The sequence below is a fragment of the Pseudomonas sp. SID14000 genome (genome assembly GCF_002165135.1).
In the GTDB taxonomy this organism is placed as follows: domain Bacteria; phylum Pseudomonadota; class Gammaproteobacteria; order Pseudomonadales; family Pseudomonadaceae; genus Aquipseudomonas.
The window spans coordinates 452,630-465,894 of the sequence record NZ_NFZQ01000002.1 but is presented as its reverse complement, the minus strand read 5'-3'; the positions used below and the strand labels follow the sequence as shown (position 1 = coordinate 465,894).

Annotated in this window: 11 protein-coding genes; 5 read left to right on the top strand and 6 right to left on the bottom strand. The window is 64.0% G+C overall.

All coding sequences use genetic code 11. The features are described from left to right. Positions 1-203: 203 nt before the first annotated feature. The 3 genes from CAY82_RS05020 to CAY82_RS05010 form a co-directional block, all read right to left on the bottom strand. Positions 204-1,697: an aldehyde dehydrogenase gene (locus CAY82_RS05020; protein WP_087500188.1), complete on the bottom strand. Its 1,494-nt coding sequence runs from the start codon at positions 1,695-1,697 to the stop codon at positions 204-206. Between the two features lie 195 nt (positions 1,698-1,892). Beyond that, entirely contained in the window at positions 1,893-3,275 is a 1,383-nt protein-coding gene (locus tag CAY82_RS05015) for an aspartate aminotransferase family protein (protein ID WP_087500187.1), read from the bottom strand. 41 nt (positions 3,276-3,316) lie between these two features. Then, positions 3,317-4,159: a helix-turn-helix transcriptional regulator gene (locus CAY82_RS05010; RefSeq protein ID WP_087500186.1), complete on the bottom strand. Its 843-nt coding sequence runs from the start codon at positions 4,157-4,159 to the stop codon at positions 3,317-3,319. A 281-nt stretch (positions 4,160-4,440) separates the two neighbouring features. Between CAY82_RS05010 and CAY82_RS05005 the strand changes: the two genes are divergently transcribed. The 3 genes from CAY82_RS05005 to CAY82_RS04990 all read left to right on the top strand — a co-directional run bounded on the left by CAY82_RS05005 (position 4,441) and on the right by CAY82_RS04990 (position 9,243). Continuing rightward, positions 4,441-5,820, top strand: coding sequence for an APC family permease (locus CAY82_RS05005; protein ID WP_087500185.1), 1,380 nt, complete (start codon positions 4,441-4,443; stop codon positions 5,818-5,820). A 262-nt stretch (positions 5,821-6,082) separates the two neighbouring features. Next, on the top strand, positions 6,083-7,663 hold the full coding sequence (locus CAY82_RS04995) for an aldehyde dehydrogenase (NADP(+)) (protein ID WP_087500183.1): 1,581 nt from the start codon (positions 6,083-6,085) through the stop codon (positions 7,661-7,663). 206 nt (positions 7,664-7,869) lie between these two features. After that, on the top strand, positions 7,870-9,243 hold the full coding sequence (locus CAY82_RS04990; RefSeq protein ID WP_087500182.1) for an 8-oxoguanine deaminase: 1,374 nt from the start codon (positions 7,870-7,872) through the stop codon (positions 9,241-9,243). 35 nt (positions 9,244-9,278) lie between these two features. On the opposite strand, the gene CAY82_RS04985 is transcribed toward CAY82_RS04990, so the two are convergent. Continuing rightward, a complete protein-coding gene (locus CAY82_RS04985) occupies positions 9,279-9,770 on the bottom strand; it encodes a GNAT family N-acetyltransferase (RefSeq protein ID WP_087500181.1) in 492 nt (163 codons plus the stop codon). Between the two features lie 257 nt (positions 9,771-10,027). On the opposite strand from CAY82_RS04985, the gene CAY82_RS04980 reads away from it, so the two are divergent. Then, positions 10,028-10,396, top strand: coding sequence for a hypothetical protein (locus tag CAY82_RS04980; protein ID WP_087500180.1), 369 nt, complete (start codon positions 10,028-10,030; stop codon positions 10,394-10,396). A 159-nt stretch (positions 10,397-10,555) separates the two neighbouring features. Here CAY82_RS04980 and CAY82_RS04975 read toward each other — a convergent pair whose 3' ends face one another. Further along, on the bottom strand, positions 10,556-10,714 hold the full coding sequence (locus CAY82_RS04975; RefSeq protein WP_087500179.1) for a DUF2986 domain-containing protein: 159 nt from the start codon (positions 10,712-10,714) through the stop codon (positions 10,556-10,558). Between the two features lie 154 nt (positions 10,715-10,868). Here CAY82_RS04975 and CAY82_RS04970 point away from each other — a divergent pair, with 154 nt between their 5' ends. Further along, positions 10,869-12,647: a phosphoethanolamine transferase CptA gene (locus CAY82_RS04970; RefSeq protein WP_218190825.1), complete on the top strand. Its 1,779-nt coding sequence runs from the start codon at positions 10,869-10,871 to the stop codon at positions 12,645-12,647. Between the two features lie 73 nt (positions 12,648-12,720). On the opposite strand, the gene CAY82_RS04965 is transcribed toward CAY82_RS04970, so the two are convergent. Continuing rightward, the gene (locus tag CAY82_RS04965) at positions 12,721-13,257 is read right to left on the bottom strand and encodes a membrane integrity-associated transporter subunit PqiC (protein WP_087500177.1); all 537 of its coding nucleotides are present in this window, start codon (positions 13,255-13,257) and stop codon (positions 12,721-12,723) included. Positions 13,258-13,265: the final 8 nt, after the last annotated feature.

Genomic DNA, 13,265 nt, shown 5'->3' with positions numbered 1-13,265 from the left:
GTACTCCATGTATGGCGATTTGACGGGGCAGCCAGAACGATCATGCAGGCCGAAGCCATTCGCAGGCAGCGAGACGGGACGCATGGCGGCACGCAGCCCTGCCCCATCTTGGCAGCAGTGTAGAGCGGACCCGAGCTCTCTGCCGGGTTGGCAAGAAAATTTAACGGAGCGCAATGAAAGATCCGGCCACCGTGTCGGAAGTATCAGGCGCGCAACTGGTACCAGGTGGTCTTGAGCTGCGAATACTTGTCGAACGAGTGCAACGACAGGTCGCGGCCAAATCCGGACTGCCTGCCACCGCCGAACGGCACCGTGACGTCCAGCGCATCGACCGTGTTCACCGACACGGTACCGGCCTTCAGCGCCCGCGCCACTCGGTGAACCTGGTTGAAGTCATCACTCCACACCGACGCCGCCAGGCCATAGACGCTGTCGTTGGCCTGGCGCACGGCCTGCTCTTCACTGTCGAAGGCGCTGATCGCCAGCACCGGCCCGAACACCTCCTCCCGCGCCAGGCTCATGCAGCCATCGACATCGGCGAAAATGGTCGGCTCGATGTAATTGTCCGAACCATCGATAGTCAGGCGCCGACCACCACACACCAACCGTGCCCCGTCCTGCCCAGCCCGGGCAATGGCGGCCTCGATGCGACTGGTCTGCTCGGCATCGACAATTGCCCCGGCACGGCTTGCCGGGTCCAGCGGGTTGCCTGGTAGCCACTGGCGGGCCTTGGCCTGCAGGCGCTCGACGAACTCGTCATGGATAGAGCGCTGGACGTACAGCCGCGAGTTGGCCGAACACACCTCACCTTGGTTGAAGAAGATGCCGAATGCCGCCTTTTCCGCAGCCAGGTCCAGATCCTGGCAGTTTTCAAACACCAGGTTGGGGCTCTTGCCGCCGCACTCCAGCCACACCTGCTTGAGGTTGGACTGGGCCGAGTACTGCATGAAGTACTTGCCCACCTGGGTGGAACCGGTGAACACCAGGCAATCCACGTCCGGGTGCAGGCCCAGCGCCTGCCCGGCCTGCTCGCCCAGGCCCGGCACCACATTCAGCACGCCTTCCGGCACCCCGGCCTGCAACGCCAGCTGGGCCAGGCGCAGGGCCGAGAACGGTGATTGCTCGGCGGGTTTGAGCACCACGCTGTTGCCGGCAGCCAGCGCCGGGGCGAGCTTCCAGGCAGCCATGTCGAGCGGGAAGTTCCACGGCACTACTGCGGCAACCACGCCCAGGGCTTCGCGGGTGATGGTGGCCAGCGCGTTGGACGCGGTGGGTGCCACTTGGTCGTACAGCTTGTCCAGCGCCTCTCCGTACCAGGCGAACACCTGCGCCGAGCCTGGCACGTCGATGTTGTAGGCGTCCATGACCGGCTTGCCCATGTTCAGCGAGTCCATCAGGGCCAGTTCTTCACGATGGGCCATGATCAGCTCGGCCAGGCGCAGCAGCACTTTCTTGCGCTCACCCGGGGCCATGCGCGGCCATGGGCCTTGCTCGAAAGCCCTGCGAGCGCTGGCGACAGCCAGGTCGACCTCGGGTTGGCCGCAGGCGGTGACCTGTGCCAGTAGCTTGTTGGTAGCGGGGTTGATGGCAGCGAAGGTCGCGCCGTCCTGTGCGTTGACGGGCTTCCCGTCGATCAGTGCGTTGGCCGGGAGGTAGAGGTCCGAGGCACGTTGTTGCCAGAATTCGAGGGTGTACATTTGTACTCCAGGCGACCGTCGTGGCGGTCTTTCTTGCGCAAGTAACAGGTACCACACAGTCCGCAAGCACACCGCACTTCCTCTGTGGGAGCGAGCATGCCCGCGAATCAGGCGACACGGTGGATGGCACCGGCTTCGCCGGTGTTCGCGGGCTTGCCCGCTCCCACAGGGAAATGCGTTGCCCTTGTCAGCGGTTCAGAGCTTGCCGACCAGCCGCGCCGTGCGGTCTACGGCAATCCGGGTCTTTTCCACCAGCTCATCCAGCTCGCTGTGGCTGGCGATCAGCGCCGGTGCCATGATCATCCGGCCAAGGGTAGAGCGAATGATCACCCCCTCCTCGAAACCAAAGGTGCGGCACTGCCAGGCCAGGTCATTCTCGTTGGCGAAGCGCTTGCGCGTCGGCTTGTGCTCGGCGAACTGCAACGCCGCCACAAGCCCGGCGCCCTGCACCTGGCCGATCAAAGGGTGGTCGGCGAAAACCTCGCGCAGGATGCGCTGCAGGTACGGCCCGGTGTCGTCCTTCACCTGGCGCACGATGCCTTCGTCACGCAGCGCTTTCAGGTTGGCGATGGCCACCGCCGCCGCCACCGGGTGGCCGGAATAGGTCAGGCCGTGGGCGAACACCCCGCCCCGCTCCACCAGCGCCTCGGCAATGCGCTTGCTCAGCACCAACCCGCCCATGGGCACGTAGCCGCTGGTCAGGCCCTTGGCGATCGACAGGGTGTCGGGCTCGAAGCCGAAGTACTCATGGGCGAACCATTCGCCGGTGCGGCCAAAGCCGCCGATCACTTCATCGGCGCACAGCAGCACGTCGTACTGGCGGCAGATGCGCTGGATCTCTGGCCAGTAGCTTTCCGGCGGGAAGATCATGCCCCCCGCGCCCTGGAATGGCTCGGCAATAAAGCCGGCGACGTTCTCGGCACCCAGTTCGAGGATCTTTTCCTCCAACTGCAGGGCGCAGCGGCGGCCGAACTCGGCCGGGGTCAGCTCACCGCCCGCGGCGTACCAGTACGGTTCGTCGATGTGCGCCACATCGGGGATCAGCCCGCCCATTTCGTGCATGAACTTCATGCCACCCAGCGCCGTGGCCGCCAGGGTCGAGCCGTGGTAACCGTTCCAGCGGCCGATCATGATCTTCTTGTTCGGTTTGCCGACCACCTGCCAGTAGCGGCGCACGGTACGGATCAGCACCTCGTTGGCCTCGGAGCCGGAGTTGGTGTAGATGGCGTGGCTGTAGTGCCCCGGCAGCAGGCTGAACAGCAGCTCTGACAGTTCGATCACCGCCGGGTGAGTGGTGTGGAAGAACATGTTGTAGTAAGCCAGCTGGTCCATCTGCGCGGCAGCAGCAGCGGTCAGGTCGCGGCGGCCGTAGCCGAGCTGTGTGCACCACAGGCCGGACATGCCATCCAGGTAGCGCTTGCCCTCGCTGTCCCACAGGTGCAGGCGTTCGCCACCGACGATCACCCGCGGCCCTTCGGCGTTCAGCGCCTTCTGGTCGAGGAAGGCATGGATGTGGTGCGCGGCATCGGATGCCTGGTAGTCGCGGGTCTGGCGTTGCGGGGCGAAAGGCGCATTCATTGTTGGTTTTCCTTTGCGGTGGGTTGCAGGGCTGCTGGCGCTCAGCGCAGCTTGCCCATGTAGCTTTCCAGCGGGTCCTTGCCCAGCACGCCCTGGGCATTGGCCAGCGCGTCGATGAACAGGGAGAACAGCTCGGACTGGGTGCCGATGTCGAGCTTGGCGTAGACGTTCTTGCGGTGTGACTTGATGGTGTCTTCCGACACCCCAAGGCGCTCGGCCAGCGACTTGGTCGAGTGGCCACGCAGGATCAGCTGGGCGATACGGCATTCACGCTCGGTCAGCAACGAGCTGCCGAAGTTGTTCAGGGCTGCGTGGATGCGCTGCTCGAGGATGTTCTCGAAACGCCCGGTGCGGCTGTCCAGCCCGGCGAAGTGCTTGCTGAGCACCGCCAGCACCCAGGGCGTGATACGCCCGAACAGCGCACGGGTTTGTCCATCGAGCTTGTCGGTGAATGCCAGGGATACCGCCAGGCTCTGCCCGGGTGCGACCTGCAGGATGTAGTTGAGCTCATCCTCCAGGTGCGAGTGCCGGTAGAACGACTGGTAGTACTCGCTGACCTCGAAATGGTCGGGTGCCACTTCGAACAGGCCGTAGCAACCGGACTCGACCTGCTCCACGCAGGCACCGTAGAACGGGTCGAGCAGATAAAAGCCGGACAGGTAGCGGCTGACATTGCCCTCGGGCTGCCAGGGCGCCTTGTCATCCTGCTCGAACAACGCGCAGGGCATGCCGTCGTGCGGGTACAGGTACACCGTGGTCGCCTGGATCGGCCGGATTACGCCAAGTGCAGCAAACAGGGTGGCAGCAAAGCCCGGCCGCCCGATCGCCTCGGTGACCTTGGCCAGGTGCTCGAACCACTGTTGCGAAAGCAATTGATCAGTCACTGTGGGCCTGCCGTATCAAGTAGAGGCACCGCCGCCAGTGCGGTGCATTGTTGGCCAGATACTCCCATGGCACTGCAAACACCGAAATCACCCTTTGGGGTGAGCACACACCGCTTTCTCAGGGCTCACCCCAAAGGGTGATTCCGGGTACCTGCGGGGTGTGGGAGCATCAACCCGCCCCAGCGCTGCGAGCCACCCGCTCGACCTCCTTGCACACCTCCCACCGGTATCGAGCCCGCTCGCATGCCGCGGCGTCCTGCATCCATTTCCAGGAGTTAGCAATGCATACAACAACAAGTACAGCCCATAGCCCTGCACATAGCCCGTCGCAATCCACCGCCAGCAATGGCCGTTTCCGCAAGTCCATGGGGCTGCCCGCCCTGGTGCTGTTCGGCCTGGCCTACATGGTCCCCCTTGCAGTATTCACCACCTATGGGCTGGTCACCCAGATGACCAAGGGGCACCTGCCCATCGCCTACCTGCTGACCCTCGCCGCCATGCTGCTGACCGCCTACAGCTATGGCCGCATGGTCCAGGCCCACCCCTACTCCGGCTCGGTCTACACCTACACCCGCAAGGCCTTCGGCAGCCACATCGGCTTCATCACCGGCTGGACCCTGCTGCTCGACTACATCTTCCTGCCGCTGCTCAGCTACCTGCTGATCGGCATCTACATGTCGGAGTACTTCCCGGCCATCCATGCCTGGGTGTGGGTGACGGGCTCCATTGCCCTGGTCACCTTCCTCAACCTGATCGGTATCGAGTCGATCACCCGGGTCAACTGGATCCTGGTGGTGGCGCAACTGGTGTTCATCATCGTGTTCGTCGCCCTGTCCATCCACAACCTCAGCGGGCAGGCGCAGCCGGTGTCACTGCTGGCACCCTTCCACCACGAAGGCTTCAGCGTGCCGTTGATCATGACCGGCGCCGCCGTGCTGTGCCTGTCGTTCCTGGGCTTCGATGCGGTCTCGACCATGGCCGAGGAAACCAGCAACCCGACCTACCGCATTCCGGTGGCAATCCTTGCCGTGTCCCTGATCGGCGGTATGTTGTTCCTGGTGGTGTCGTACTGCGCACAGATGGTGTTCCCTGACTGGGGCAGCTTCGCCGACCCGGACTCGGCTTCGGTGGATGTGATGCGCCGGGTCGGCGGTGAGCTGCTGGTGACTGCCTTCACCGCCACCTACGTGGCTGGCTGCTTCGCCTCGGCCATGGTGTCCCAGGCCAGCGTGTCGCGGGTGCTGTTCGCCATGGGCCGCGACGGTGCGCTGCCCCGTGCGTTCGGCCAGTTGGTGACGAAAAAGCGCGTACCGGCCACGGCCATCCTGCTGGTCAGCCTACTGTCGCTGATTGCCTTGGTGATTACCCTCGACACGGTGGCCAACATGATCAGCTTTGGCGCGCTGTTCGCTTTCTCGGCGGTGAACCTGGCCGTGGTCAAGCACTACCTGATCGACCATAAGCTGCATGGTGCTCGCAACTACCTGCTGTACGGCGCCATTCCCGGCCTGGGCTTCCTCAGCACGCTGTGGCTGTGGAGCAGCCTGACCAGCCTGTCGTTCACCATCGGTTTGTGCTGGATGGGCATGGGCCTGGTGGTGCTGCTGGGGCTTACCCGGGCGTTCCGGGTGAAGCTGCCGGAGTTGCAGATGGCCGAGTGACACACGCGCTTTCGAGCATTTGCGCGGTCCCTGTGGGAGCGGGTTTACCCGCGAATACCGGCAAAGCCGGTGCCATACACCCAGTCGCCTGCTTCGCGGGTGAACCCGCTCCCACAGGGGGCCGTGCATACGATGGAAACTTGTGGAGAAGGCCATTGCGATAACGATCTGTTATCACCTGATCGGCATTAATCATTATTCAGCACGCATTTCGCCCCCTACAGTCCCAGCCCATCGACTGTCATTGCCAACGGGAAACGAAATGTCCATCGAACATCGCCTGAACCACATCGCCGGCCAGCTCAGCAGCAACGGTGACGTGCTGCTGAACAGCGTCGACGCCCACACCGGCGAGCCATTGCCATACGCCTTCCACCAGGCGACCGGCGACGAAGTCGATGCCGCCGCGCTGGCCGCCGAAGCCGCCTACCCGGCCTACCGCAGCACCAGCCCGGCACAGCGCGCCGCCTTCCTCGACGCCATCGCCAACGAACTGGACGCACTGGGCGATGACTTCATCCAGCATGTGATGCGCGAAACCGCACTGCCCGAGGCACGTATCCGCGGTGAGCGCGCCCGCACCAGCAACCAGTTGCGCCTGTTCGCCGATGTGGTGCGCCGTGGCGATTTCCTCGGTGCGCGCATCGACCGTGCCCTGCCCGAGCGCACCCCGCTGCCGCGCCCGGACCTGCGCCAGTACCGCATCGGCGTCGGCCCGGTGGCCGTATTCGGCGCCAGCAACTTCCCGCTGGCCTTCTCCACCGCCGGCGGTGACACCGCCTCGGCGCTGGCGGCCGGCTGCCCGGTAGTGTTCAAGGCCCACAGCGGGCACATGCTCACCGCTGCCCACGTGGCTGCGGCCATTGACCGCGCGGTGGCCGGCAGCGGCATGCCAGCAGGCGTGTTCAACATGATCTATGGCGCCGGCGTGGGCGAAGCACTGGTCAAGCACCCGGCCATCCAGGCGGTCGGCTTCACCGGTTCGCTGCGTGGTGGCCGCGCCCTGTGCGACATGGCGGCGGCGCGTCCGCAGCCGATCCCGGTGTTTGCCGAAATGAGCAGCATCAACCCGGTAATTGTCCTGCCCCAGGCCCTGCAGGCCCGTGGCGAGCAGGTAGCCGGCGAACTGGCCGCCTCGGTAGTGCTGGGTTGCGGGCAATTCTGCACCAACCCGGGCCTGGTGGTGGGCATCAAGTCGCCGCAGTTCGAACGCTTCGTGCATACGCTGGTGGCACGCATGGCCGACCAGGGGCCGCAGACCATGCTCAACGCAGGCACCCTGCGCAGCTACCAGAACGGTATACAGCACCTGCTGGCGCACCCGGGCATCCAGCACCTTGTCGGCCAGCCACAAGCCGGCAACCAGGCCCAGCCGCAGCTGTTCAAGGCGAACGTTAGCCTGCTGCTGAACAGCGACCCGCTGCTGCAGGAAGAAGTGTTCGGCCCAACCACCGTGCTGGTGGAGGTGGCCGATGCCCAGCAACTGGTCGAAGCGCTGCGCCACCTGCAAGGCCAGTTGACCGCCACCCTGATTGCCGAGCCGGACGACCTGCGCGTCTTCGCCACGCTGGTGCCGCTGCTGGAGCGCAAGGCCGGGCGCCTGCTGCTGAACGGCTACCCGACCGGCGTCGAGGTATCCGACGCGATGGTGCATGGTGGGCCATACCCGGCCACCTCCGATGCCCGTGGCACTTCGGTCGGCACCTTGGCCATCGACCGCTTCCTGCGCCCGGTGTGCTTCCAGAACTACCCGGATGCGCTGCTGCCGGATGCGCTGAAAAACGCCAACCCGCTGGGGATTGCGCGGTTGGTGGATGGCGTCGCCAGCCGTGGGGCGGTTTGATCTGACATTGAGGTAGCCTGAGCCGACCTCTTCGCGGGTAAACCCGCTCCCACAGGTACTGCACAGCTCTTGAATTCTGTGTAGTACCCGCGAGGAGGCCAGTACAGGATCACCAGGCCTGTATACAATCTGCAAAGACCTTGCTTACAATGCCATGCGCCTATGACATCGGTAATCGCCGATGCGTATTGCGACAGGCTTAAGCCATGTCATCTACAACTGTTCCAAAAACGCTATTGGTCAAAAACGCCGAACTCCTGGTCACCATGGACGGCGAACGCCGCGAGATCAAGAACGGCGGAATGTTCATCGAAGGCAACCTGATCCGTCAGGTCGGCCCCAGCGATACCCTGCCACAGCACGCCGACGTGGTGCTGGACATGGCCGGCAAAGTGGTCATCCCTGGCCTGGTCAACACCCACCACCACATGTACCAGAGCCTCACCCGCGTGGTGCCGGCGGCCCAGGACGGCGAGCTGTTCAACTGGCTGACCAACCTGTACCCGATCTGGGCGCGCCTGACTCCGGAAATGATCGCGGTGTCGACCCAGACCGCCATGGCCGAACTGATATTGTCCGGCTGCACCACCTCCAGCGACCACCTGTACATCTATCCCAACGGCTGCAAGCTCGACGACAGCATCCACGCCGCCGACGAGATCGGCATGCGCTTCCATGCCGCGCGCGGCAGCATGAGCGTGGGCCGCAGCCAGGGTGGTCTGCCGCCTGATTCGGTGGTGGAAAAGGAAGCTGACATCCTCAAGGAATCCCAGCGCCTGATCGAGGACTATCATGACGCCAGCCACGGCTCGATGCGCCGCATCGTGGTGGCGCCCTGCTCACCGTTCTCGGTCAGCCGCGACCTGATGCGCGAAGCAGCCGTGCTGGCGCGCCAGTACGGGGTGTCGTTGCACACCCACCTGGCCGAGAACGTCAACGACATCGCCTACAGCCGCGAGAAATTCGGCATGACACCCGCCGAATATGCCGAAGACCTCGGCTGGGTTGGCCACGACGTGTGGCACGCTCACTGCGTGCAGCTCGACCAGCATGGCATCGAGCTGTTCGCCCGCACCGGCACCGGTGTCGCCCACTGCCCATGCTCGAACATGCGCCTGGCCTCGGGCATCGCCCCGGTGCGCAAGATGCGCGACCATGGGGTCCCGGTGGGCCTGGGGGTCGACGGTTCAGCATCCAACGACGGCGCCAGCATGATCGGTGAAGTGCGCCAGGCCCTGCTGCTGCAACGGGTGGGCTTCGGCCCCGACGCAATGACCGCACGCGAGGCGCTGGAAATTGCAACGCTTGGCGGTGCCAAGGTGCTCAACCGCAATGACATCGGCGTGCTGGCCCCAGGCATGGTGGCTGACTTCGTCGCCTTCGACCTCGGCCACGTGGCCTATGCCGGCGGCCACCACGACCCGCTGGCAGCGCTGGTGTTCTGCACCCCTACCCAGGTGCACACCAGTGTCATCAATGGCCGTGTGGTGGTGAAGGACGGCCAGCTGACAACGGTCGACCTGCCACGTGTGCTGGAGCGCCACAACCAGTTGGCACGGCAGTTGGTCAGCGGCGAATAAGCTGCCATTTGGGCCGCCTTGCGGCCCATCGCCTATCAGAGGACCATGACCATCTCATGCCAAGCCATGCCGCCGTGGTCCGATGGCGATGGTTTCACGTACTGATACCCCAGCTTCTGGTACAGCGCCACATGCTGCTCCTTGCACATCAGGTGAATGGTCTGCTTGCCCGCCACCTTCATACGCACGATGAATTCATCCATCAACCGCTTGGCGTAGCCTTTGCCCTGATGCGCCGGGTCCACCACCACCGACATGATCACCACGTTTGGCGCCGCCGGGTCATGCCCGACCAGCTCCTTGAATGCCTCATCGGACATCACCACTTCGTGGGCACAGCCGCTGTTGATGAAACCGACGATCTCGCCCGCGATTTCCAACACCAGGAAACCTTGGGGATACTGCGCAATGCGGGTGCGGATCTTCTCCAGCGTGGCCGCCTCATCGCCTTCATAGGCACCGATCTCGATGGCGTAGCAGCGTTCGGCGTCGGCGGCTGTGGGGGTGCGGAACTGAGGGGCGCTCATGGCGTATTTCCTAGGTAATGGCTAAAAACAGCCACCATGGTAAATGAGCGCTTGCCGGACTTCACCACGCCATACACCAGGTGCAAAAAATCGTACAACTTGTTGCCGATGCGAACTTTTTCCCGTTTTCCGGTCTATGTGGGAGGCACAGAAAGGTAGCGGAACGCGAGACAAGGTTCGCCGACCTCCTGCTGGCCAGATGGCTCAATTGTTATCAGAGGTTGGCTTCGCTCATGAAAATACATGTCGCAAGGTTGATGCTGCTCGGCCTGTTCTCGTTCGCGGCGATGGGCACGGCGTCGGCAACACAAATGAAAGCGCCCGTAGCGGCGGCCCCGGCAGTTCAACCACCGTTGCAGCCTGCCGGCAACCCCTGGTCCAGGGTGGCCAAGGTGGCTGATGTACAGCCGGCCACGCTGCTGGCCCACGATGACGACCGCTGGCATGATCACCGCAGCGACTGGCGCCGCGAACAATGGCGCCGCGAGCAGGCCCGCCGTGACTGGGAGCGCCGGCGAGACTGGGAACGTCGGCGAGACTGGGAACGCCGCCGCGACTGGGAGCGCCGCCATGAGCGGGCCATGCACCACCGCTACCATGACGATCACGGTTACTACCGCCGTTGATCGTTGATCCGCAATTGCCGCGTTCGATGTGGGAGCGGCCTTGTGTCGCGAAAGGGCTGCGCGGCAGCCCCAGCATTGGTTGCCGTGATGCTGGAACCTGGGGCCGCTCTGCGGCCCTATCGCGACACAAGGCCGGTCCCACAGGGCGCGTGACTGGCATCAGTTCTCCGTAACGCCTGGGGTATCCGCTGCTGCTTCGGCTTCCATCTTCAACCGGTCGGCCTTGCAAATGTACCTGGGCTTGCGCGGCGCCAGTTTGGCGCTGGCCTTCTTGGCATGTGCCTGCAATAGCTGCTTGATCTTCTTGCGACGGTTCATTTTCACTCGACCTGTCATTCTGGTTTGGCTGAACACATCATACCTTGCCTGGGCCAGCGTCTCGTTGACGTTATTTTCACACCCGGCAGATTAGCGTCACGCCCTTTCCGGCCACGGGAACATCCGCTGGCCGCCAAGCTACGACGAGGCATACGTGTCACACACTATCCCCCCCTCCTCGCCCAAGCGCGTGGACTGGGCCGGCCTGGGCTGGCTGCTGCTGTTCTTCTGGTACTTCTCGGGCGTGACCCAGGCGTTGCTGCTGTTCAGTGGTACCACCGGGTTCGCCGGTTTTCGCGATGCATTCTTCCTCAGCAGCCTGTGGCTGGCCCCGGTACTGCTGCTGCCACGCTTCACCCGCGCCACGGCGGCGATCATCGGCCTGGTACTGTGGGCCGCTTCGTTGGTGGGCCTGAGCTACTTCGGCATCTATCGCCAGGAGTTCTCGCAAAGCGTCATCTTCGTGATGTTCGAGTCCAACACCGCCGAGGCCGGTGAGTACTTCAGCCAGTACTTCAGCGTCTGGCTGGGCCTGGCGTTGCTGTTGTACACGCTGGTGGCTGTGCTGCTGTGGAAGCGTGTACGCCCGGTCAGCCTGCCGCTGCGCAGCCGCCTGCCGGTGGTCGCACTGCTGTTGTTGGCCAACCTGGTGTACCCGTTCTACAAGCAGATGGTCACCCAGGAACGCAACTTCGCCGATGCGGCCGAAAAGGTGCAGCAACGCATGGAGCCCGCGGTGCCCTGGCAACTGCTGGTCGGCTACCGCCAGTACCGCCAGCAGCTGGACAACATGCAAAAGCTGCTGGCCCAGAACGCCGCGCTGCCACCCCTGCAGAACCTGCATGACAGCAGCGGTGCAGCGCCACGCACACTGGTGTTGGTGCTGGGCGAATCCACCACCCGCGAGCACATGCACCTTTACGGCTACAACCGCGACACCACGCCCAACCTCGACGCGCTGGCCGCCAGCGACAAGCGTCTGACGGTGTTCCGCAACGTGGTGTCGCCACGCCCGTACACCATCGAAGTGATGCAGCAGATCCTCACCTTCGGCGACGAGCAGAACCCGGACCGCTTCCTCACCGACCCGTCGCTGATCAACCTGATGAAACAGGCCGGCTACAAGACCTTCTGGATCACCAACCAGCAGACCATGACCAAGCGCAACACCATGCTGACCACCTTCTCGCAGCAAACGGACGCGCCGGTGTACCTGAACAACCAGCGCAACCAGAATGCCAGTCAGTACGACGACGTGGTGTTGGCGCCGTTCGAGAAGGCCCTGCAGGACCCGGCGCCAAACAAGTTCATCATCGTGCACCTGCTGGGTACGCACATGGACTATCGCTACCGCTACCCGAACGACTACGCACACTTCAACGACCGCCAGGGCGTGCCCGGCAAGCTGACGGCCGACCAGGTGGAAACCTACAACTTCTACGACAACGCGGTGCGCTACAACGACTATGTGGTGTCGAGCCTGATCAAACGTTACTCGGCCAGTACCCCCAATGGTTTCCTGCTGTACCTGTCCGACCACGGCGAAGATGTGTACAGCTCTGGCAACAACGACCGCCTGGGGCGCAACGAAGGCGCGCCAACCCGGCCGATGTACACCATTCCGTTCCTGCTGTGGACTTCGCCCAGCTGGCAGGCCGCGCACCCGCGCGACTTGCAGGCGATGGCCGACCGCCCCTACAGCAGCTCGCACCTGATCCATACACTGTCCGACCTGGCCGGGCTGAGCTATGACCGTTATGAACCGGCCAAGAGCCTGGTGAGCCCGCAGTTCGTGGTGGCACCACGCTGGATTGGCGACCCGTACCGCAAGGGTGGCCTGCGCGAGTTCGACCACCTGCCGCTGGACAAGGCCGAGCGGGTGCGGGAGACGGTCAGTAGTGGCAAGACACAGAACGCTGGGCGCCTGAACTGATTGTTTTGTGTTGAAATTGCCGGGGGCGCTTTGCGCCCCTTTCGCGACACAAGGCCGCTCCCACAAGTGCCCATCAGGCAGGTCGGGCACAGCTGCCCTGCCTTGCACCCTCCCGCACCGCCTCGGCCAGTTTGCGCAGGTTGGCCTGGTGGGCATTGACCAGGCTGGCGATGCTGTTGTCCGCGGGCGTCTGCAGCGAGGTACGGCAGGTGAGTTCGGCCGCATTCGAGCGTGTCAGACGCCATACTGCCTCCAGGGATGCGTAGCGTCCCGGCACGCTATCGAAGCGCTGCACATCCACCCGCAGCAACGCCTTGCCGCCACCCACAGGCCCGCCCAGCTGGTCCTGCAAGGCACTTCGGAATTCATCCACCAGGTTGGCCCCCCACCACTCCGTCTCGAGTATGGCCAGGCCGCTCTGCCCTTGCCGCACCACCAACTGCGGGCGGTCCACCTGGGGCGGCACGACCACCCTCGCCACCTGGATGCGCTGGCCGCCGTCACGTACCGGCTCGCTCGGTACCAGCGTGTGGTAGTTGTTCGGGGTACTGCTGCAGCCCCACAGCACTGCCAGCAGGCCGGCGCTACATACATTGCGCAGTCGATGCATCGGCTGTC